The following is a 22,829-nucleotide window of genomic DNA, read 5'->3' as shown; positions in this document are numbered from 1 at the left end:
TGAACAAAGGGGGAAAAGTTGATGAGAGAAGCCGTAATTGTCGCAGGAAGTCGTACACCGGTGGGAAAGGCAAGAAAAGGTACGTTAGCGAATGTGCGGCCGGATGATTTAGGTGCGATTGTTGTGAAGGAAACGTTGAAGCGAGCAGGGGGTTATGATGGACCGATCGATGATTTGATTATCGGATGTGCCATGCCGGAAGCAGAGCAAGGATTGAATGTGGCGAGAAATATCGGTGCTTTAGCGGGGCTTTCTTACGAGGTGCCTGCCATCACCATCAATCGATATTGCTCCAGTGGCTTACAATCGATCGCCTACGGTGCAGAGCGAATTATGCTCGGCCAGGCAGATACGATTTTAGCAGGTGGAGTAGAGTCGATGAGTCTCGTTCCGATGATGGGACATGTTGTTCGACCGAACGCACGATTGGCCGAAGAAGCTCCAGAATATTATATGAGTATGGGTCATACGGCGGAACAAGTGTCAAAAAAATATGGCATTACTCGTAAAGAGCAGGATGCTTTTGCAGTTCGTAGCCATCAGCGTGCTGCCAAGGCAATTGGAGAAGGGAAATTTAAAGAGGAAATCGTTCCCGTTGAAATAACCGTTCGTTCCATCAATGAAAAAAATCAATTGGAAGAAAAAACCGTCACTTTTGATACGGATGAAGGCGTTCGACCAGATACGTCCATGGAAGTCTTAGCTAAATTGAAACCTGCCTTTTCTGTAAATGGTACCGTAACAGCAGGAAATTCATCCCAAATGAGTGATGGAGCAGCTGCGGTTTTAATTATGGACCGGGAAAAGGCGGAAGCAGAAGGATTGAAACCGCTCGCGAAATTTCGATCCTTTGCTGTTGGAGGAGTACAGCCGGAAATAATGGGGATCGGACCGATTGTTGCGGTGCCGAAAGCGTTAAAATTGGCCGGTTTGGAATTGTCAGATATCGGTCTAATCGAATTAAATGAGGCGTTCGCTTCCCAATCGATCCAAGTCATCCGAGAACTTGGGCTTAAAGAGGAAATCGTCAATGTTAACGGAGGTGCCATTGCCCTCGGCCACCCGTTAGGATGCACGGGAACGAAATTAACGTTGACCCTCATCCATGAAATGAGGAGGAGAAACGTTCAATTTGGACTTGTAACGATGTGTATCGGCGGCGGTATGGGAGCTGCAGGTGTATTCGAATTGTTATAAACGAAGATGAACAGAGGGTATCTTGGATTGAAATCGATCGGAGAAGAATTGGAATGACCTATATTTATGAATTTTAAAAAAGGGGAATAAGGAGGAATGGAAATGTCAAACCAATTGGATCATGTCATTAAAGGTGGTAGCTTTCTCATTGAAGACATCGGACCGGATCAAGTATTTACGCCGGAGGACTTTACGGAAGAACATTTGATGATTGCAAAAACAACTGAGGATTATGTGGAAAAAGAAGTTCTACCGGTTTTAGACAAATTGGAAAACCATGAATTTGAATATTCGGTCAATCTATTGAAAAAAGCAGGGGAACTCGGCTTATTAAGTACGGACATTCCGGAAGATTACGGCGGTTTGGGATTAGACAAAATCACTTCTGCATTAATCGCTGAAAAAATGTCAAAAGCGGGTGGATTTTCTATCTCCCATGGGGCCCACGTTGGAATCGGATCATTGCCAATCGTTTTATTCGGTACGGAAGAACAAAAGAAAAAATATTTGCCGGAACTTGCTACTGGTGAGAAAATTGCCGCTTATGCCTTAACAGAACCAGGATCTGGATCCGATGCCCTCGGGGCTAAAACGGTAGCCAAATTAAATGAAGCAAAAACCCATTATATTTTAAACGGGGAAAAACAATGGATTACTAATGCCGGCTTTGCAGATGTGTTCATCGTATACGCAAAAGTGGATGGGGAAAAATTCACTGCGTTTATCGTGGAAAGGGATTTCCCTGGGGTATCCACTGGTGCAGAAGAGAAGAAAATGGGAATCAAAAGTTCTTCCACGCGCACATTAATATTGGAAGATGCGGAAGTGCCTGTTGAAAACGTACTCGGTGAAATTGGTCGAGGCCACGTGATTGCCTTTAATATTTTAAATATTGGTCGGTACAAATTGGGAGTCGGTGCAGTAGGTGGTGCGAAATCGGCCTTCGAAATTACGGTGAAGTATGCGAAGGAACGTCAACAGTTCCAAACACCGATCGCTGAATTTAATTTAACGAAGGAAAAATTCGGCACCCTTGCTTCCAAAATTTATGCCACGGAAAGCTCCGTCTATCGAACGGTTGGATTGTTTGATGAAAGAATGGGGAACTTATCGGAAGAAGAAGCGAAGGACGGGAAAAATATTGCCCAGTCGATTGCAGAATATGCGATTGAATGCTCATTAAATAAAGTATTTGCAACGGAAACGCTAGATCACGTCGTCGATGAAGGGGTCCAAATTCACGGTGGATACGGATTTATGCAAGAGTATGAAATCGAACGGGCCTATCGGGATTCCCGGATTAATCGGATTTTTGAAGGAACGAATGAAATTAATCGCCTCCTCGTTCCAGGTATGTACGTTCGAAAGGCGATGAAAGGGGAACTTCCGCTTTTTGAAAAGGCTCAAAACTTACAAGAAGAATTGATGATGTTTATGCCTGAAATTCCGGGAGATGAACCGCTCGAATTACAAAAATATTTAGTAAAAAATGCGAAGAAGATTGCTTTAATGGTTGCCGGACTGGCTGTTCAAAAATATGGGAAAGAACTGGAGAAGGAGCAGGAAGTTTTAGTAAATATTGCAGACATTGTATCCAACATCTATGCGATGGAATCGGCAGTACTACGAACGGAAAAAGCAATGAATCGCGTAGGAGTCGAAAAAAGTAAACAAAAATTGTTATATACGGAAATCTTCTGCCAAGAAGCGTTCAATCAAATTGAACAAGATGCGAAAGAAACGCTGATTGCTGTCGAAGAAGGCGATACGTTAATGATGATGTTATCCGCTCTTCGTAAATTAACAAGGTACAACCCGATAAACGTCATCCAGAAAAAACGAGAAGCTGCCAATGCGATTATAGCAGCAGAAAAATATATTGTATAATTCAATCAGCTAAAAAGGGGCACCGACAAATTTGAAGGTCGGTGTCTTTTTTCATTCATTTTGTAACCATCAACTTATTTGGAATACAAGCAATTCATTGGTTCGCCGTAGATATGCCGCTGGTAAAGCATAAAAAAATTATCCGAAGTTTCAACCGTTCGAAAGATTTCCTTGGCGATGATGGATCGTTCGATTGAATGGGAAAAATACGGATTGATTCGAACCCTTGGAATAGTAGTCGATGAAAGTAAGTAGGTGATATAATGATAAAAAATGAGAAAAGGTGGGAATTTCATGGCGATTACATTTTATTGGTATCCGAAATGCCAAACGAGTAGAAAAGCAAAAAAATGGCTTGAAGAACGGAATATTCCCTTTGAACCTGTTCATATCGTAGAAAATCCTCCAAGTCGGGAGGAATTAGAAAATTTGTATAAAAGAAGTGGCCTTGAGTTGAAAAAATTTTTTAATACGAGTGGACAAAAATATCGGGAATTAGGGTTAAAGGATCAGGTGAAAACCATGTCAGAAAAGGAAATGTTGGATGTGTTGGCAACAGACGGTATGCTTTTAAAACGTCCGATCGCAACAGATGGGAAGCAAGTTACGGTTGGATTTAATGAAACTGTCTATGAAAATACATGGGGAAAGAATGTTTAAAACAGTATGAAAAAGCATTGGAATGATTAGTTGTCATTGAACAATCTCACTTGCAATTTTCTTCATTTATATGGCATGATATAGAAAGTATATCGGAATTTTACTACCATTTGGAGGGATTAAAGGATGAGTTCACCGAAGGAATTACGTTATACGAAAGAACATGAGTGGGTGAAGGTAGAAGACGGGAAAGTTCGTATTGGAATCACCGATTTTGCCCAAGAAGAGCTAGGAGATATCGTTTTTGTTGAACTTCCAGAAGTTGGAACGGAAATTACGGCAAATGAACCATTTGGAAGTGTAGAATCAGTGAAAACCGTTTCCGAACTATATGCGCCGATCAGTGGGAAAGTAGTAGAAGTAAATGAGGAATTAAACGATAGTCCGGAACTCGTGAATGAATCTCCTTATGAAAATGCATGGTTAATCATTGTTGAACCTTCCGACGTAAAAGATGTGGACAATTTATTAACTGCAGAACAATACGATGCAATGATTAGTGAATCTTAAATGATCAAAACTTCATGACAAGGGCGTCTTTTTGGACGTCTCTTTTTTTACTCGTTCATGGTAAGGATAGTATATATTTCCAAAGTTCACCGACAAATTTAATCATTTCTTTCAAGAGTCGTTAAACGGATAGAAAGAAATTCAGGTTCGTGCAACTCCACCAATCAAAATGATTCGTAGGATGAATAGGTGATGCCGTTGAATGAAAAGGTGATTATTGTCGAGGGGATGACCGATAAACGAAGGATTCTAGACATCGTAAATGAACCTGTCGATATTATTTGTACAAATGGAACAATCGGTGTAACGAAATTGGATGAACTAGTCGATCAATTTTATGATAAAGAAGTGTATATTTTCGTAGATGCGGATGAATCAGGAGAAAAATTGCGGAAATTGTTAAAAAGGGAATTGCCCCATGCGAAACATTTATATATTCATCGGGAATATAGAGAAGTGGCGACCGCTCCGAAAAAGCATTTATCCGCCGTTCTTTTGCAAGCAAATATTAAGGTAAAGGGAAAATATTTATTGTAAATTATTTGTAGACAGCGATTTGTTATACTGAGGGTGAGAAAAAATTGAATCAATGGTCAAAAGAAGATTTTTTGAAACGATTGGAAAGTGGAAAATCGGGAGCATTATATTTATACACTCCCTTATGTGGTACGTGCAAGATTGCGGAGAAAATGGTTCGGGTATTGCATGATTTGTTTCCCGACTTACCGATGGGGGCATCAGACGTGAATTATTTACCGGATTTGGCAGAATCATTTCAAATTGAAAGTGTTCCTTGTCTCGTATTGTTTAAAAATCAAAAGGTTGTTGAAAAAATTTACGCTTTCCACTCCGTCCCATTTTTATATGAGAAAGTGAAGATGTTATAAAGGTGGCCCTGTTTCAATGAAATATTTTGGGCGGCCTTTTTCGTGCAAAAATTCTGTTCATAAATATAAAAGAAAAATAGTTTCTATTTATTTGATTAAAAGAATACGAAAGGATTATCATTCAATTTTTCTGTGAATCTTTAAGGTTGGTGGGAAAATGACGTACTTTCTCCAATGGAAAACCCGTTATCATGGTTATAACAAAAATATAAAATATGCTATTTTAGCAACGTTACTTTCACAAACCGGCTTTGGTATTTATATGGTCATCTATAATTTTTATATTCGTGAACTTGGATATTCCCATATGGTGAATGGGGAAATTATTTCATTAACTTCTTTAGGAACAGCTTTAGCACTTGTCCCTGCCGGACTTTTAAGCGATCAATTTGGTCGAAAAAAGGCGATGATTTTTGGTATTGCCCTTTCATCATTCCTTCTTTTTTTTAGAGGTATTTTAGAGGCACGAATCATTTTGGAAGTATTTGGATTTTTAACCGGTGTTTTTGTCGCATTTTTACAAGTGTCGGCTATTCCGTGGCTTGCGGAAAACTCCCAACCTTCTGAAAGGGTGTATCTTTTTAGCTTGTATTCTGCAGTGATGACCGCAGCATATGTTGTTGGGAGCTTATTAGGTGGATTTTTGACAGATATCTTTCTATTATTTACATCACCGTTATTGAGTATCCGATACACGCTCATCATTGGGAGTGCCATTTATTTTACATCCTTTTTCTTCGTTATTCGGTTGAAGGAAAAGAAAAGGGAAAGGAAAGAGCGAAATCGGTCCTTTACCCTGCGTGATTTTTTTCGTGGGAATCGGAATGGATTAAAAATCATTGGGTTATTTGCCATCTCTCAAGTATTGATCGGTTTTGGTAGCGGCCTTGTGATCCCGTATTTGAATCTTTATTTTGCAGATCGTTTCGGAGCTTCCAACTCGGTCATCGGTTTAATAATTTCCCTCGGTCAGGCGGTTACTGCTTTTGCGATGATCATAGGCCCAGCTGTTGTCCAAAGGGTTGGTGAGGTGCGAGCTGTTGTATATTTGCAATTGCTTTCCCTTCCCTTTTTGTTTTTAACCGCTTTCACACAAAATTTGTTTTTGGCCGCATTTGGCTTCCTTTTCCGTCAGGCGTTGATGAATGCTGGAAATCCAATTCAATCCTCGTTAATTATGGGAAATGTGCAGGATTCCATGAAAGGTTTGGCGAATTCAATTAATCAAATGGTTTTTAATTTAGGGTGGGCATTGATGGGCCCCGTTTCCACATCAATCGTTATGGACAGCGGTCCGTATTGGGGATATGCAAAGGTCTTTTCAATCACTGCAACGCTCTATTTCATCGCTTCCCTTTACTTTTATTTCGTTTTCCGGAAAACAAAAACCGATCAAGAAACGGTTCTCGATGAAAGGTAGGAAGGGTAGCAAAAGCAAGTTTCATCAACGCTTTTAGGATAAGGAGAATGAAAATGGATGGAAGTCGCCTTGTAGCTACTTTGAAAGCTTATCCATATGCAGAAATCCTTTTTCCAAAGGAACCGTTACTCGTTCAGTTGGTTGTGGACGGGCAATCCTTTTTCCTATCCATTCGCCAAGGGGAGATTCTTTTTCAAGAGGAAGGGACGATGGAAAGTGAGATTATTCTTTCCGGAACCAAGGCTGTAATGGAAGAAGTGATTGAAGGAAAAAGAAAATTATTGGAAGCCATTCGATTAAAGGGATTGCAAGCAAAAGGGTCTTATCGACGGTTACTGCTTTTGGAATCGATTTTTTGGTTAGCTGGAATGCAGTAATTTGTTAATGAAATAAAGAAAATGGGAAAATGTATTGACACGGAAATGGGGAAGTGCTAAAATCACTTACATCGGAAAATTGAATAATCTATGTCTTGCTCTTATCAAGAGAGGTGGAGGGATGTGCCCAATGAAACCCGGCAACCGTCAATGGTCTCCATTGAAATGGTGCCAATTCACACAAAGTGTTGATCACTTTGAGAGATGAGAGGAAGGACATTCGAGATATTTTCGTATGCCTTTCTACTCGTCTAGTGGAAAGGTTTTTTTGTGTATTTTTTTGTTCTTCCCCGAATTTGAAAGAAAAAAGGTATGTGAAAAGGGCTGGTGTATTTCGTATCGGGAAAGATATAAGGAATAGAGGATATATTTTAGCATCAATCGTGGGATGATTGGACCTTGAGGAGGGAAAAGGATGATTTCAGTACAACATGTAAAAAAAATCTTTCCAGCAAAATCGGAGGAGGTCGTAGCTGTAAAAGATGTGAACCTAGAGATCAAAGAAGGGGAAATTTTTGGGATCATCGGATATAGCGGTGCTGGAAAAAGTACGTTAATTCGGATGTTTAACGGTTTAGAAATGCCAACGGAAGGTTCGATTTATATCGAAGGGAAAGATATTACCCGAATGAAAGAATCGAAGTTACGACTGGCTAGGCAAGAAATCGGTATGATCTTCCAACACTTTCATTTGTTATGGTCACGAACCGTTTATGGTAATATTGCATTTCCTTTAGAGATTGCAGGAATACCGAAAAAAGAGCGAGACGAACGGGTGAGGGAACTCATTCAATTGGTTGGCTTAGAAGGAAAGGAAAATGCCTATCCTTCAGAACTAAGCGGAGGTCAAAAACAACGGGTAGGAATTGCCAGGGCATTGGCGAACAAGCCAAAAGTCCTTCTGAGTGACGAAGCGACTTCCGCCTTAGATCCGGATACGACCGATGCAATTTTGGACTTGCTCGTGGATATTAATAAAAAGCTGGGATTAACGATTATTTTAATCACCCATGAGATGCACGTCATTAAGAAAATTTGTCATCGGGTTGCGGTCATGGAAAAGGGGAAAATCGTAGAGACCGGTCCGGTTCTTGAAGTTTTTAAACATCCGGAACAGCCGGTTACGAAACGGTTCGTCGGTCAAGTGACTGATGCGGAGGATATGAAAGAAACAGTTGGTCGGCTATTAGAAAAATACCAATCGGGAAAAATTGTAAAATTAACCTTTGTCGGAGAAGTCGCCGAAGAACCGATCATTTCCACCCTCATTCAAAAGCAATTGATCGTCGTCAATATTTTACATGGGAATATATCCCATACGAGACATGGGGCGTATGGAACGTTATTTATTCATATGGACGGTAAAGAAGAAGAAGTCCGTAATGCGATCCAGTTTTTACTATCGAGACAAATCGGGGTGGAGGTGATTGAGCATGTTTGAACAATTATTCCCGAATGTCGACTGGGAAAAGGCGTGGGAGAAAACCGTCGAAACGTTATATATGACGGGTATTTCATTAATTTGGATTTTTTTCATCGGTGTATTGCTCGGTTTACTTTTATTTTTAACATCGAAAGATAATTTATGGGAAAATATGATCATCCATGGATTTGTCGCCTCGATCGTCAATATTTTCCGTTCCATACCTTTCGTGATACTTATCGTTTTATTATTGCCATTTACAAAAATCATAGTAGGAACGATAATCGGTAAGGAGGCAGCGATTCCCGCCCTCATTATTGGATCAGCTCCCTTTTATGCACGAATGGTGGAAATCGGCTTAAGGGAGATCGACAAAGGGGTTATTGAAGCGGCACAGGCGATGGGAGCGAAAACGAGTACGATTATTTTCAAAGTGCTACTCCCTGAATCGATGCCCGCAATCGTATCGGGAATCACGGTAACTGCCATCGCCCTCGTCGGTTATACGGCAATCGCAGGTGTAATCGGTGCAGGCGGACTAGGTGATTATGCTTATTTAGATGGGTTTTCACGAAATAATAACGATGTTACCCTTTTTGCTACACTGGTGATTTTATTGATTGTTTTTATCATTCAATTTACGGGTGATTATATAACAAAAAAAATCGACAAACGATAAGGAGGAAGTTTGATGAAAAAATTTGCAACATGGATCATCATTGGTTTCTTGGCAATTGTGTTAACAGCATGTGGTGGAGAAGATGAAAAATTAGTAGTTGGAGCAACGAATGAACCCCATGCGATGATTTTGGAAAAGGCGAAACCCATTTTGAAAGAAAAAGGAATCGAATTGGACATACAAGTATTCAGTAAATATGAACTGATCAACAAAGCCCTCGACAACGGCGATTTGGACGCTAATTATTTTCAGCATATTCCATACTACAATAAAGAAATTGAAGAGTTTGGTTATGATTTTGAAAATGCGGGTGGTATTCATATCGAACCGATGGGCATTTATTCTCAACAATATGAGAGTTTAGATGAACTCCCTGATGGAGCTACGGTCATTATGAGTAATAGTACGTCGGATCATGGTCGAATTTTATCCTTATTAAAAAACGCTGGGTTAATTACGTTAAAAGATGGGGTGGATCCGTTAACGGCGACGGTTGATGATATCGCAGAAAATCTAAAAAATCTCCAGTTTGATTACGATTATGCTCCGGATTTGTTACCGACTATATATAAAAATAATGAAGGCGATGTTGTGGCAATCAATTCGAATTATGCGCTAGATGCGGGATTAAATCCGGTAAAAGACAGCATTGCGATCGAGGATGAAAATTCACCTTATGTTAATATTATTGCTGTAAGAAGTGGAGATGAACAAAGGGAAGATATTCAAACATTAATTGAAGTGCTTCACTCTAAAGAAATCCAACAATATATTTTAGATGAATGGAACGGTGCTGTCGTTCCCGTTAATTAATTAAAAGATTTCTGCTAAAAATGTTTATTCATGTTATTTTAGTTTGAACGCTTTTGATTAGCGAATTTTTTTGTCATAAATCATTTGTATCCAAAAGTATTATTGGATGAGCAATCGTTTTTTCTCAATTAGAATTGAAAAATGAAAATCATTGAAAGCTAGTGTATAGACATTTTTTACATTTTCTTGAAAGAAAAAGATAAAGGACGAATTTTGTCTGTTTTCGTTGATTGACAAGATGAAACCAGTGGATTGATCACTGGTTTTTTTATATTTTCATCAGCTAGGGTTCGTTTTCTCTCCTTCTTTCTTTCACAAGGAAAATCCAAACGATCAAAACGTTTCTCCACTTTGTTCATCGATCCTTTCTTGAAAAAAACAGGAAAAAAATTCATAATGGGAAAAAAGGGCAGGAAAAATTATTATTGTTGATAATAATTTTAATTTGTTTTAAAATTGGAATGAGAATAAAATGAGAATAAGGAAGAATGAAATTATACAATGATTAAATGGAGGTATAAAAAATGGCTAATACCACGTTAACCATCAAAGATCTTCACGTTGCAATAGACGGAAAAGAGATTTTAAAAGGAGTCAATTTGGAAATTAAAAGCGGTGAATTCCATGCGGTGATGGGACCGAATGGAACGGGAAAATCCACGTTGGCTTCAGCAATCATGGGACATCCGAAATATGAGGTAACGAAGGGAAGCGTCACCTTAGACGGAAAAGATGTATTGGAAATGGAAGTAGATGAAAGAGCACGTGCCGGTTTATTTTTAGCTATGCAATATCCGAGCGAAATAAGTGGTGTAACGAATTCTGATTTCCTTCGTTCAGCAATCAATGCCACTCGAGGTGAAGGAAACGAAATTCCATTAATGAAATTCATTAAAAAGATGGATGAAAAAATGGAATTGTTGGATATTGATTTGAACATGGCCCAACGATATGTAAATGAAGGATTTTCCGGTGGTGAGAAGAAACGAAACGAAATTTTACAATTATTAATGCTCGATCCGAAAATTGCTATTTTAGACGAAATTGATTCCGGTTTAGATATCGATGCATTGAAAGTTGTTGCAAAGGGAATTAATTCGATGAGAAATAGCGAATTTGGTTGCTTAATTATTACCCACTATCAACGTTTATTAAATTATATTACTCCTGACTATGTTCACGTAATGATGCAAGGTCGAATCGTTAAATCAGGCGGTCCAGAATTAGCCCGTCGTTTGGAAGCAGAAGGATATGACTGGATTAAGAAGGAATTAGGAATTGAAGACGAAACTGTAGAAGTAGAACAAGAAGCTTAATGGGGAACAGTTAGGAGGATGAATATGACTACACAAATACAATATCCGTTTGACCAAGGGTTCATCGAATCCTTTTCGTCCCAAAATGGTGAGCCAAACTGGTTTAAAGAACGTCGAATAGATGCATTTACGAAAATGGATCAAATACCTATGCCAAAGCCGGATAAAACGAAAATTACGAACTGGAATTTTATCGAATTTAAACAACATTCGGTAAATAGTGCTCCCTTTTCAAATGTGGAAGAGCTGCCGGAATCGTTACGAAGGCTTATCGATTTAGAAGGTGGTATTAAAAATTTATACATTCAGCATAATCAAACGGCCGGTTTCTTATCTCTAACTGATGAATTAAAGGACCAGGGTGTTATTTTTACAGACTTAATTACCGCAGTGAAAAATCACGGCGAACTTGTTGAAAAGTATTTTATGACCAAAGGGGTAAAACCGGATGAACATCGATTGGCGGCGTTTCATGCAGCCCTCGTAAACGGAGGTGCCTTCTTATACATTCCGAAAAATGTACAAGTGACTGAACCGATTCAATCGATCTTCGTTCACGATAATGGGGATGCGCCACTAATCAATCATGTGTTGATTGTCGCAGATGAAAACAGCTCGGTTACTTATGTGGAAAACTACATTTCTTTAAATGATCAAACGACAGGAATTGCAAATATTATTACAGAAGTCATCGCCCTTTCCAATTCCCGAGTAAGAGTTGGTGCCGTTGATACATTGGCTAAAGGAGTAACGACCTATGTAAATCGTCGAGGTTACACCGATCGGGATGCGCAAATTGAATGGGCCTTAGGCATGATGAACGATGGTCACACGATTTCTGAAAATGAAACGAATTTAATCGGAGAAGGTTCTGTTTGTGATACAAAAACGGTCGTAATCGGTCGTGGTGAACAAATACAAAACTTCACGACAGAGGTTCGTCATTTTGGGAAAAATACGGAAGGTACAATTTTAAAACACGGTGTTGTAAAGGATCGTGCTACAACCGTCTTTAACGGAATCGGAAAAATTGAACACGGAGCGACGAAGTCAAATGCTCAACAAGAGTCCCGTGTATTAATGTTAAGTGAAAAAGCTCGGGGAGATGCCAATCCCATTTTATTGATCGATGAAGACGATGTGTTGGCAGGTCATGCTGCTTCCGTCGGTCGGGTTGATCCGATTCAATTGTATTATTTAATGAGTCGGGGAATACCGAGGGAAGAGGCAGAGCGTTTAATTATCCACGGATTTTTAGAACCGGTTGTAAGCCAGTTGCCGATTGAAGGTGTGAAAAAACAATTGATTGAAGTTATTGAAAGGAAAGTACAGTAATGGATATTTCAGCCATCCGCAAGCAATTTCCGATTTTACATCAACAAGTTAATGAACATCCCCTCGTTTATTTAGATAGTGCGGCAACATCACAAAAGCCCCAATCCGTGATTGATGCGATTGCTAAATATTATTCAGAATATAATGCGAATGTACATCGAGGTGTCCATACCCTAGGTTCGAAGGCAACGGATGCCTATGAAATGGTGAGGGAAAAGGTACAACGGTTTATTAACGCCCAATCAACGGAAGAAATCATCTTTACGAGGGGAACGACAACTGCGATCAACCTTGTTGCTCAAAGTTTTGGACGTTCAAATGTTAAAAAAGGAGACGAAATTGTTCTCACGCAGATGGAACATCATAGCAATTTAATTCCTTGGCAGCAAGTTGCTAAATCGACCGGAGCTTCGCTGAAATACATTCCTTTGCAATCGGAGGGCACCCTATCCCTAGAGGATGTGGCCAAAACGGTAACGGAACGGACGAAAATCGTTGCGATTACCCATGTATCCAATGTGCTCGGTACAATCAATCCGATTAAAGAAATTGCTCGAATCGTTCATGAAAAAGGAGCCGTTCTCGTCGTGGATGGTGCCCAAAGTAGTCCGCATATGAAAATTGATGTACAGGATTTGGACTGCGACTTCTTTGCCTTTTCCGGTCATAAAATGTGTGCTCCTACAGGAATTGGCGTACTTTACGGAAAAAAGGAATGGTTGGAACGAATGGAACCGGTAGAATTCGGTGGAGAGATGATTGATTTTGTCGGTTTATACGATTCGACATGGAAGGAATTGCCTTGGAAGTTTGAAGGAGGTACACCGATTATTGCCGGAGCCATCGGCTTAGGTTCTGCCATTGACTTTTTAGAAGAGATCGGTATGGAAGCTATTGAAAAGCATGAAAGGGATCTTATTGAATATGCGATGGAACGTTTATCGAACATCGAAGGAATCACGATTTATGGACCAAACAAGCAAAAGCAAAGGTCAGGCGTTTTGTCGTTCAATATAGATGAAGTTCATCCACACGATGTGGCCACTGTATTGGATGCGGAAGGAATTGCTGTCCGTGCAGGACATCATTGTGCTCAGCCGTTAATGAAATGGTTGAATGTTACAGCAACGGCAAGGGCTAGTGTTTATTTATACAATACGAAGGATGAAATTGATCGGTTAGCGGAGGGACTCGTTAAAGCAAAGGAGTTTTTTACGGATGTCTTTTAATCAATTAGATACATTATATCGTCAAGTAATTATGGATCATTACAAAAAGCCTCGAAATAAAGGTGTATTAGAGGATAGTAGCATTACGGTTAATATGAATAATCCGACATGTGGAGATCGGATTCGAGTAATGATGAAAGAAGAGAATGGAATCATCACGGATGTGAAATTTGATGGAGAAGGATGCTCCATTTCTATGGCTTCAGCATCGATGATGACGCAGTTGATTAAAGGAAAAGATAGGGAAACGGCCATAAAACTTGCCCATCGATTTTACGATATGATTCAAGGGAACGAAACCGATGAGGATTTAGACCTTGAAGATGCAGAAGCTTTACAAGGTGTATCTAAGTTTCCTGCTAGAATTAAATGTGCCACTTTGGCGTGGAAGGCGTTGGAAAAAGGGTTTAAGGACGAACTTAATCACGAAGAGTAAGGAAGAATCCGTTTTTTCCTTCCCATTTCCGTAAAAACATACTCTTATTAGAATGGAGGAATGAATGATGGCGAAAAATATGCCGGAGATCGGCGATTATAAATATGGTTTTCGCGATAAAGACGTCTCAATCTTCCGAGCAAATCGGGGATTGACGAAGGAAATCGTGGAAGAAATTTCAAAAATGAAAGAAGAACCACAGTGGATGCTCGATTTCCGTCTTAAAGCATTGGAGATTTTTTATTCGAAGCCGATGCCTCAATGGGGCGGAGATTTATCAGAATTGAATTTTGACGATATCACCTATTATGTGAAGCCGTCAGAAAAGGCGGAACGGAGTTGGGATGAAGTTCCAGAAGAAATTAAACGTACGTTCGACAAATTGGGAATTCCAGAAGCAGAACAAAAATATCTCGCTGGTGTTTCTGCCCAATACGAGTCGGAAGTTGTGTATCACAATATGAAGGAAGATTTGGAAAAACTTGGCGTTATTTTTAAAGATACGGACTCTGCTTTAAAAGAAAATGAAGAGTTGTTTAAAAAATATTGGGCGACGGTCGTTCCTCCTTCCGATAACAAATTTGCCGCTTTAAATTCAGCGGTTTGGTCAGGTGGATCGTTCATTTACGTTCCACCGGGTGTGAAATTGGATACACCGCTTCAAGCTTATTTCCGAATCAATTCAGAAAATATGGGACAGTTTGAACGGACGTTAATTATCGTAGATGAAGGGGCCCATGTCCATTATGTGGAAGGTTGTACAGCACCGATTTATACAACAAATTCCCTTCATGCGGCTGTTGTAGAAATTATCGTCAAAAAAGATGCATACTGTCGTTATACGACGATTCAAAACTGGGCTAACAATGTATATAATCTCGTTACAAAACGTTCCGTCTGTGAAGCCAATGCGACGATGGAATGGGTGGATGGAAATATCGGTTCGAAATTAACGATGAAATATCCAGCGGTTATTTTAAAAGGTGAAGGAGCAAGGGGAATGACTTTGTCCATCGCTTTCGCTGGAAAAGGGCAACATCAAGATGCTGGAGCTAAAATGTACCATTTAGCCCCGAATACTTCATCGAGCATCGTTTCGAAATCCATGTCTCGCCATGGTGGAAAGGTAACATATCGAGGCATCGTCCATTTCGGAAGGAAGGCGGACGGAGCCCGTTCAAATATCGAATGCGACACGTTAATTTTAGATAATAAATCCACATCCGATACGATTCCTTATAATGAAATCTTAAATGACAATATTTCCTTGGAACATGAAGCGAAAGTATCGAAGGTTTCTGAAGAACAACTATTTTATTTGATGAGCCGAGGAATTTCCGAACAAGAGGCGACGGAAATGATCGTCATGGGCTTTATTGAACCGTTTACTAGAGAGCTCCCGATGGAATATGCTGTCGAGATGAATCGATTGATCAGCTTTGAAATGGAAGGTTCGATTGGATAATCGTTATTATTTTCCCCGTCACCGCCGATTGTGTGGCGGGGTTCCCTATTTTAACAAGATTTCTCATTTCGAAAGGGAAGCGGGAATTTTCATCCTATCGATGGAATTTTTCATGAAAAATCGTTCAATTAGTTGAAAAATAGATGATTTTGAGGCACTAATGAATTAGTGCTCTTTTTTATATAAAAATTGACCGAAATAATTCGAGTAAACGATTCATAAACAATAAGTAATTGTATAATATCGAAAAACGGATTTGATTCACGCAGTTAGACGGTTGATCAACACTCCATTAAAAAATGATGTGATAAAAAGAGGGAAATGGATAATGGAACAAATATATCTTTATCATACGAATGATTTACATAGCCATTTTCAAAAGTGGCCACGCATTCATAGGGAAGTGTTACGTAGAAGACGAATGCATGAAGAGCGGGGAGAAACGATGCTTCTTTTTGATATTGGCGACCATATTGATCGCTTCCATCCTTTTACAGAAGCAACACGAGGGAAAGGAAATGTTAAATTATTGAACGACAGTATGTACGATGCTGTTACGATCGGAAACAATGAAGGGATCACCCTTTCAAAGGAAGATTTGATGTCATTATATACGGAAGCGAAATTCCATTGTATTTTAGCTAATTTATTTAACGAAGACGGGACAAGACCAGATTGGGCAATTCCATATAAAATTTTTGAAACTGACCAGCACACAAAGATCGGTGTAATCGGTGTAACGATTCCTTATACAAACTTTTACGGTCCCCTCCATTGGGTAGCTACGAATCCCTTTGCTAGCTTACACGATTGGATTCCTATTGTCAGGGAAAAAGTCGATATTCTTGTCGTTCTTTCCCATCTCGGTTTGTCGGATGATGAGCGGATTGCAAATGAATTTCCAATGGTGGATGTCGTATTAGGGGCACATACCCATCATGTGTTGGAAAAGGGGAAAGAAATCAATGGAAGTCTTCTAGCATGTACGGGAAAATACGGCGATTATTTAGGAATTGTACAGTTGACATATGATCGGGAACATAAACAGCTCCTTGAAAAAAAAGCCGAATTAATTCGAACCGATGAATTGCCGCTCGAAGAGGATGACAAAAAATTTGATGAAACGCTATTCCAAGAAGGAAAAAGGATGTTGGAAAAACCGGTTGCTCGATTGCCTGAACGATTGGAAACGGATTGGTTTAAAGAAACAAGGTTAAATCGCCTGTTAACTGAAGGATTAACGGAATGGTGTCAAGCCGATTGTTCGTTTATTAATGCGGGAATATTAATTGACGATCTAAAGAAGGGTGTTGTGACTGAATACGACATTCATCGCATTTGTCCACATCCGATAAATCCGTGTACAGTACGACTTTCCGGAGCAAAATTAAAAGAGGTTCTCGTACAAACGATCGAAGAAAAGTATACGACATTAAAATTTAAGGGATTCGGTTTTCGAGGTGAAATTTTTGGAGCAATGATTTATGACCAAATTGATATTCAAGGAAAAGGCTCGGGTATTGATATTAAAATTCGTGGGAAACAGTTGGATCCGGAAAAGGAATATTTAGTAGCAACGATTGATATGTTTGCCTTTGCAAAATTTTTCCCACCCCTTTTACGTGCGGAGAAACGCTTCTTTTTACCGGAATTTCTTCGGGATGTATTAAAGTGGAAACTCGGGTCATTATTTCCTTATAACGAAGATGATGGAGATGAATCGGCGAGTTTTCAATGAAAGTTGAATCATACGTTCGTTTACCCACACCATTCATTTGAACGAATCATACAGTTATGATAGAAAGGGGACGATCGTATGGTTGAAATTGAACCGATCGAAATTCAGGGGAAAACATTTATTGCCATTTCTGTTAAACTTCCGAAAACGAATTTACTAGCCGTTTCAAATGAAAATGGTTATATTATGTGTGGAGCCCTCGATGTGGACTTACTGAATAATCGTTTAAGGGATCGACATATTATTGCTGGAAGGGCAGTTGGTGTTCGTACGATTGATGAGTTACTGGATGCACCGTTGGAGTCTGTAACGATCGCAGCTGAAAAACGTGGAATTAAAAAAGGAATGAAGGGCAAAGAGGCACTATTACGCATGTAAGAAAACGAGTCGTTTTAAAAAGAGGTTTATAAGCAATAAATCCCCCAAGTTAAGCATAAACATGTCTTATAGGGGGGATTTTTTTGCAAAAAATACATCGGGGACATTTACGACGAAAAAGACCTTTGCCTTTTCGATATGTGTTATTGCTTACTACCGTTTTATTTCTTTTATTTTCCGCCCTAGGATTATGGATCGTCAATATTGCGATTAAACCGGTTTTGGTAGCTTATGCGGAATCCCGATCAGTCAATATTGCAACCTATGTCATGAATAAAGCGGTGAAAGAAGAAATTGGTGAAGGTTTGCCTTTGAATGAAATCACCGTTGTAAAAGAATTGGATGAATCCACTTTATATACAATCGATACGCAAAAAATTATTGAACTATCGAATAATATTGCCAATCGCGTATTAAATCATATAAATGCGATGGAGGAAGGAGATTTTTCTTCTAGCGACCATATTATTTTATCGGATGAAGAAATCGAAAAGGTGGAAGTAAGACGTGGAGAAGGAATTCAATTTAATGTACCGTTAGGAAGGATTACGGATAATGTTCTTTTAGGGAGTTTAGGACCTGAAATTCCCGTTCGTTTCCATGCTATTGGCGATATCGATTATGATATTGAAACCCTTTGGCAAGAACAGGCAATTAATAGCACATGGTTTGAAATTCGGATGAAAATGAAAGTCGGAATTCAAATCGTCATTCCGTTTATGACGAAAATGACGGTAATCGAACGAACGATTCCGTTGGCAACCGGTACGATTAAGGGAGATGTTCCTCAATTTTACAGTAATGGTGGGGGATTAACACCATCATTTACCATCCCTATGGATCCGGAGAAGGACGAATCCAATCAATAAAGGCTATTCACTCAAAAAAGTTGTACTTCTTTTTTTGTGAAACTTGTTTTGTTCGCCATGATAAATGATATTTTCCTTGTTTTCTACCAAATTTCTTGTTATAGTAAAAAAAATGAATAATGACAAACCTTATCACACATCATTCGATGGGGTAGAGGCGCAAAATTTATGAGTAGGTTTCGTGAGGATGACAACGATGATCGAAACGCGAAAGGAAATTTTGCCGAAATAAATATAGATGTCGGATCTATATTTATTGGGGTCACCTTGAATAAGGGTGGCACTGTCATTATGAGAGAAAAATCTCATAATGGGGAGCTACAGATCGTGATGGAGGAAAACATTACCCGTAACGAGTAATGATCGTTTTCTCTATCATTACTCGTTTTTTATTTCAAATGATTTCTTTGGAAATATTGCGGGTAAATGGAAATTGAAACGTTCGTTTCGATATTTCTATCATCTCTGTCCAATTGAGTTCCCCTCAAAATTGAGTCGAGGAGGAATTTTTTTTATGGCAAATTCTATTTTTTCAATTTTACCACCGCTTTTGGCAATTGTAATGGTCATTTTAACGAGAAGAGTATTATTATCTTTAGGTCTTGGGATTGTAACATCCGCCCTATTGCTCGCTATCGATACGCAAGAAGGATTTGTTCCCGTATTATTAGGTATGATTCAAAAAATCGTTGAAACGGTGAAAGGTATATTTTTCGACGGAGGACAAATCAATACATGGAATGTGTTTATCATTCTATTTCTCATCCTTCTAGGAGTGATTACTGCATTTATTTCAATTAGTGGAGGGAGCCGTGCTTTCGGACGTTGGGCTATTCAACGAGTAAAAACGAAGGCCGGGGCACAAGTGGTCACTGCGATTATGGGAATCGTTATATTTATCGACGACTACTTTAATGCCCTTGCTGTTGGACAAATTTCGAAGCCGATTACGGATGAACAAAAAGTACCTCGGGCGAAACTCGCTTATATTATCGATTCCACGTCGGCTCCGATTTGCGTCGTTTCACCAATTTCCAGTTGGGGTGCCTATATTATATCGTTGATTGTACCCATTTTATTGGCAAATGAAATTACGGATTATACCGCCTTTACTGCATTTATTCAAATGATTCCGATGAATTTATACGTGTGGTCTGCATTATTACTCGTTTTTCTCGTCGCTATTCGAAATATCAATATTGGTCCGATGAAATGGCATGAAAATCGTGCCGAAAAGTTCGGACTTGTTCATGATCCGGAAAAAACTGCCCCTGGAGAATTGAAAGAGGATCTTCCAGTAAGTGAGAATGGGCGAGTGAGGGATTTAATTTGGCCAATTTTCGCTTTAATGTTCGGTACGATCGGTGCGATGATTTGGACCGGTTATGAATCTGCCGGATCGGGTGCTAGTTTATTAGCGATATTTGAAAACACGGATGTAGCAAAATCATTAGTAATCGGTGGAGTCATCGGTTTGATTGTAACGATCGGCATTTTTTTCACACATGTGAGCGAAAAAGATATGGGAGGAAAGGTTTTGTTTAAAGGTTTTGTCGCCGGAACAAAATCGATGTTACCAGCCATTTCGATTTTACTATTCGCCTGGACGATTGCTAGTTTGATTGGTGAGTTACAAACCGGAGAATATTTGGCTGGTATTGTTGAAAACTCAAACTTAAATATCGCATGCTTACCGGTAATTTTATTTTTAGTCGCCGGAATTATGGCTTTTTCAACGGGTACTTCTTGGGGATCCTTCGGTATTTTATTACCGATTGCAGGAACGATTGCTGCAGCAACAAACGTTGAGCTTCTGCTCCCGTCGATGGCAGCGGTTTTGGCAGGAAGCGTATTTGGCGATCATTGTTCACCGATTTCTGATACAACGATTCTTTCTTCCACGGGTGCAAGTTGTCATCATATTGATCATGTTATTACCCAATTGCCCTATTCGTTGGTCGCTGCGATTGCTTCTATGATTGGCTATGTCATTATTGGATTTACCGGACTGATTTGGATAGGATTGGTTAGCTCCCTATTATTTGTCATTCTGTTTACGATTTTCGTAAGTAAAAAGACATCTGTTTCTGTAAACAAGGGCTTACAACATGAATAATCGGATATCGAATGGACGAAGGATCAAATTTTTCATCGGGAGTAGTTGATGGAACGATTAAATTTCTTGTATTCCCTCAAAGTAAAATGTCCTTTATGTGGCTTTCGGAAGAAGTTTACAACTTCCGTAAAGCCTTTTTTTCGTTTCTTTTTAAAGGAAAAGTGATTGTTTGAATTTATTTTCCTGCAAAAAAAGTTACCCCCGGCGGTATGAAAACCCGCTGTCATTATATAAACCTATATTTCATCGTTTCTCTTATGCATCGATTTTTCTAGTAAAAAAATAACAATTATATAAATATATTATTTTGACAATTAATAAAAAAGGTTGTATACTTATTAGTAATTATCCTAAATTGTTGGAAAATAATTAACATTTAAACACGTCCAATAATTTAGGGAAAAAAATATAGGAGGGTGATAGATATATGGACAATCGAGTCCAATGGGGAACGAGAGCTGGATTTATTTTGGCTGCAGTCGGTTCAGCTGTCGGTTTAGGGAATATTTGGCGATTTCCGGCTGTGGCCTATGAAAATGGTGGAGGAGCCTTCTTTTTACCCTACTTGATCGCTTTGCTCACTGCTGGGATTCCGATCTTGATTTTGGAATTTACTTTAGGGCATAAATATCGTGGGTCTTCTCCACTCACTTTCGCTCGCATGAGTAAAGGAGCAGAATGGATGGGTTGGTGGCAAGTGCTTATTTCCTTTGTCATCTCCACATATTATGCGGTCATTATCGGATGGGCTATTACGTACTCGTATTTTTCGATTAATTTAAGTTGGGGTTCCGACACGGAGGGGTTTTTGCTTGGTGAATATTTGAAACTTTCTGAACCTGGTGTTGCCGGTAGTATCGTACCGGGTGTGTTGATTCCATTGCTAATCGTCTGGGTGATTACATTAGCCATTTTATTTGCAGGTGTACGAAAAGGAATTGAAGTGGCGAATAAAATTTTTATTCCTTTACTAGCCATTTTATTTTTAATTATTGTTATTCGTGCCATGTTTTTGCCAGGTGCAATGGATGGGGTAGAAGCATTCTTTAAACCGAATTGGGATACGATTTTTGACGGGAAAGTTTGGGTTGCTGCATACGGACAAATTTTCTTCAGCTTGTCGATTGCTTTTGCCATTATGATTACTTATTCCAGTTATTTGCCGAAGAAAACAGATATTACGAACAACGCCTTTATTACCGGATTTGCTAACTCTTCCTTCGAGTTACTAGCCGGATTTGGAATTTTTGCGACTTTAGGATTTATGGCTTATACATCTGGGGAGCCGATTAACGAGGTTGTTCAGAGTGGGGTCTTTTTAGCCTTTGTAGCGATCCCACAAGTGATTAACGAAATGGGGAGTTTAAATGAAGTCTTTGGTATATTATTTTTCCTATCATTAACCTTTGCTGGTTTGTCATCCTTGATTTCGATTTTAGAAACGTATATTGCTGGAATTCAAGAAAAATTTAATACGAACCGGGCAAAGGCAGTTACCATTGGTGGTGGATTAGCAGCAGTCGCTTCCCTATTGTATGCAACAGAAGGCGGTCTTTTCTTCCTCGATGTCGTCGATTACTTTATTAATCAATTTGGTGTCGCCTTATCCGGATTGTTTGAAGTCGTTCTTATCGCTTGGTTCTTAAAGCAATTGAATCCATTAAAGGAACATGCCAACGCGATTTCCGATATTCGGTTAGGAAGTTGGTGGACCTTTAGTTTGAAATTTATTACACCTGTCATCTTAGGGTACATGATGTTTGACTTGCTTCGCCAAAACTTAACGTCCGATTACGAAGGGTATCCAAGGGAATTCTTATTCTACTTCGGCTGGACAGTTGCCATCGGTGTAATTTTACTCGGTGTTGTATTTTCTCGATTCAAATGGAAAAAAGAATCGTTGGATGTTCCAGTATCCAATGATAAGGAGGTTGCTGGTTAATGGCTCTAGATGCAATGGTGATGATGGTCATCGGGGTTATCGTTATATGGGGTGGATTTTTTGCAAGTGTTTTTTACGCAATGATGAAAGCAAGAGGAAAATCAAAATCATAAAAAGTTAAAGGGAAAAAGAAGGCAATCGAATGGTTTGTA

At 39.3% G+C, this 22,829-nt stretch carries 22 protein-coding genes and 2 riboswitches; all 22 genes read left to right on the top strand.

Translation table 11 applies throughout. The annotated features are described in order from the left end of the window. Window positions 1-21: 21 nt before the first annotated feature. The 22 genes from OE105_RS10025 to OE105_RS09920 all read left to right on the top strand — a co-directional run bounded on the left by OE105_RS10025 (window position 22) and on the right by OE105_RS09920 (window position 22,790). Entirely contained in the window at window positions 22-1,197 is a 1,176-nt protein-coding gene (locus OE105_RS10025) for an acetyl-CoA C-acetyltransferase (protein WP_275420043.1), read from the top strand. 102 nt (window positions 1,198-1,299) lie between these two features. Next, window positions 1,300-3,084, top strand: coding sequence for an acyl-CoA dehydrogenase family protein (locus tag OE105_RS10020; RefSeq protein WP_275420042.1), 1,785 nt, complete (start codon window positions 1,300-1,302; stop codon window positions 3,082-3,084). A gap of 294 nt (window positions 3,085-3,378) precedes the next feature. Next, complete coding sequence (locus tag OE105_RS10015) at window positions 3,379-3,744, top strand: arsenate reductase family protein (protein ID WP_275420041.1); 366 nt, start codon at window positions 3,379-3,381, stop codon at window positions 3,742-3,744. A 126-nt stretch (window positions 3,745-3,870) separates the two neighbouring features. Beyond that, complete coding sequence (gene gcvH, locus OE105_RS10010; protein ID WP_275420040.1) at window positions 3,871-4,254, top strand: glycine cleavage system protein GcvH; 384 nt, start codon at window positions 3,871-3,873, stop codon at window positions 4,252-4,254. A gap of 192 nt (window positions 4,255-4,446) precedes the next feature. Beyond that, entirely contained in the window at window positions 4,447-4,791 is a 345-nt protein-coding gene (locus tag OE105_RS10005; protein WP_275420039.1) for a toprim domain-containing protein, read from the top strand. 44 nt (window positions 4,792-4,835) lie between these two features. Further along, on the top strand, window positions 4,836-5,141 hold the full coding sequence (locus OE105_RS10000; RefSeq protein ID WP_275420038.1) for a thioredoxin family protein: 306 nt from the start codon (window positions 4,836-4,838) through the stop codon (window positions 5,139-5,141). 157 nt (window positions 5,142-5,298) lie between these two features. Beyond that, window positions 5,299-6,561, top strand: coding sequence for an MFS transporter (locus OE105_RS09995; protein ID WP_275420037.1), 1,263 nt, complete (start codon window positions 5,299-5,301; stop codon window positions 6,559-6,561). Between the two features lie 53 nt (window positions 6,562-6,614). Next, window positions 6,615-6,938 carry a hypothetical protein gene (locus OE105_RS09990; RefSeq protein ID WP_275420036.1) on the top strand — a complete coding sequence of 108 codons (324 nt, stop codon included), beginning with the start codon at window positions 6,615-6,617 and terminating at the stop codon, window positions 6,936-6,938. Window positions 6,939-7,036: 98 nt separating this feature from the next. Beyond that, window positions 7,037-7,149, top strand: a riboswitch (SAM riboswitch). A gap of 204 nt (window positions 7,150-7,353) precedes the next feature. Further along, window positions 7,354-8,379 carry a methionine ABC transporter ATP-binding protein gene (locus tag OE105_RS09985; RefSeq protein WP_275420035.1) on the top strand — a complete coding sequence of 342 codons (1,026 nt, stop codon included), beginning with the start codon at window positions 7,354-7,356 and terminating at the stop codon, window positions 8,377-8,379. Further along, on the top strand, window positions 8,372-9,040 hold the full coding sequence (locus tag OE105_RS09980) for a methionine ABC transporter permease (RefSeq protein WP_275420034.1): 669 nt from the start codon (window positions 8,372-8,374) through the stop codon (window positions 9,038-9,040). The genes OE105_RS09985 and OE105_RS09980 overlap by 8 nt, the downstream gene beginning before the upstream one ends. Before the next feature lie 12 nt (window positions 9,041-9,052). Continuing rightward, window positions 9,053-9,853 carry a MetQ/NlpA family ABC transporter substrate-binding protein gene (locus OE105_RS09975; RefSeq protein WP_275420033.1) on the top strand — a complete coding sequence of 267 codons (801 nt, stop codon included), beginning with the start codon at window positions 9,053-9,055 and terminating at the stop codon, window positions 9,851-9,853. Window positions 9,854-10,377: 524 nt separating this feature from the next. Next, on the top strand, window positions 10,378-11,169 hold the full coding sequence (gene sufC / locus OE105_RS09970) for a Fe-S cluster assembly ATPase SufC (RefSeq protein WP_275420032.1): 792 nt from the start codon (window positions 10,378-10,380) through the stop codon (window positions 11,167-11,169). 24 nt (window positions 11,170-11,193) lie between these two features. Further along, a complete protein-coding gene (gene sufD, locus OE105_RS09965) occupies window positions 11,194-12,504 on the top strand; it encodes a Fe-S cluster assembly protein SufD (RefSeq protein WP_275420031.1) in 1,311 nt (436 codons plus the stop codon). Continuing rightward, window positions 12,504-13,733 (top strand): cysteine desulfurase, encoded by a 1,230-nt coding sequence (locus OE105_RS09960; RefSeq protein WP_275420030.1) that lies wholly within the window; start codon window positions 12,504-12,506, stop codon window positions 13,731-13,733. Before sufD ends, OE105_RS09960 begins: the two co-directional genes overlap by 1 nt. After that, window positions 13,723-14,169 carry a Fe-S cluster assembly sulfur transfer protein SufU gene (sufU, locus tag OE105_RS09955; protein WP_275420029.1) on the top strand — a complete coding sequence of 149 codons (447 nt, stop codon included), beginning with the start codon at window positions 13,723-13,725 and terminating at the stop codon, window positions 14,167-14,169. Before OE105_RS09960 ends, sufU begins: the two co-directional genes overlap by 11 nt. Before the next feature lie 67 nt (window positions 14,170-14,236). After that, window positions 14,237-15,634 carry a Fe-S cluster assembly protein SufB gene (sufB, locus tag OE105_RS09950; RefSeq protein WP_275420028.1) on the top strand — a complete coding sequence of 466 codons (1,398 nt, stop codon included), beginning with the start codon at window positions 14,237-14,239 and terminating at the stop codon, window positions 15,632-15,634. Between the two features lie 328 nt (window positions 15,635-15,962). Further along, window positions 15,963-17,372: a bifunctional metallophosphatase/5'-nucleotidase gene (locus OE105_RS09945; protein ID WP_420842521.1), complete on the top strand. Its 1,410-nt coding sequence runs from the start codon at window positions 15,963-15,965 to the stop codon at window positions 17,370-17,372. Between the two features lie 78 nt (window positions 17,373-17,450). Then, complete coding sequence (locus OE105_RS09940) at window positions 17,451-17,750, top strand: YunC family protein (RefSeq protein WP_275420027.1); 300 nt, start codon at window positions 17,451-17,453, stop codon at window positions 17,748-17,750. A gap of 83 nt (window positions 17,751-17,833) precedes the next feature. Next, window positions 17,834-18,619, top strand: a complete 786-nt coding sequence (gene yunB, locus OE105_RS09935; RefSeq protein ID WP_275420026.1) for a sporulation protein YunB — start codon at window positions 17,834-17,836, stop codon at window positions 18,617-18,619. Window positions 18,620-18,763: 144 nt separating this feature from the next. Beyond that, window positions 18,764-18,948, top strand: a riboswitch (Lysine riboswitch). A gap of 185 nt (window positions 18,949-19,133) precedes the next feature. Next, window positions 19,134-20,735 carry a Na+/H+ antiporter NhaC family protein gene (locus OE105_RS09930; RefSeq protein WP_275420025.1) on the top strand — a complete coding sequence of 534 codons (1,602 nt, stop codon included), beginning with the start codon at window positions 19,134-19,136 and terminating at the stop codon, window positions 20,733-20,735. A 427-nt stretch (window positions 20,736-21,162) separates the two neighbouring features. Next, complete coding sequence (locus OE105_RS09925) at window positions 21,163-22,677, top strand: sodium-dependent transporter (RefSeq protein ID WP_275420024.1); 1,515 nt, start codon at window positions 21,163-21,165, stop codon at window positions 22,675-22,677. Continuing rightward, complete coding sequence (locus tag OE105_RS09920) at window positions 22,677-22,790, top strand: MetS family NSS transporter small subunit (RefSeq protein ID WP_275420023.1); 114 nt, start codon at window positions 22,677-22,679, stop codon at window positions 22,788-22,790. Before OE105_RS09925 ends, OE105_RS09920 begins: the two co-directional genes overlap by 1 nt. Window positions 22,791-22,829: the final 39 nt, after the last annotated feature.

It is taken from the genome of Fervidibacillus halotolerans (assembly GCF_026547205.1).
Classification (GTDB): domain Bacteria; phylum Bacillota; class Bacilli; order Bacillales; family Caldibacillaceae; genus Fervidibacillus; species Fervidibacillus halotolerans.
This window is presented reverse-complemented; position numbering and strand designations above follow the sequence as displayed.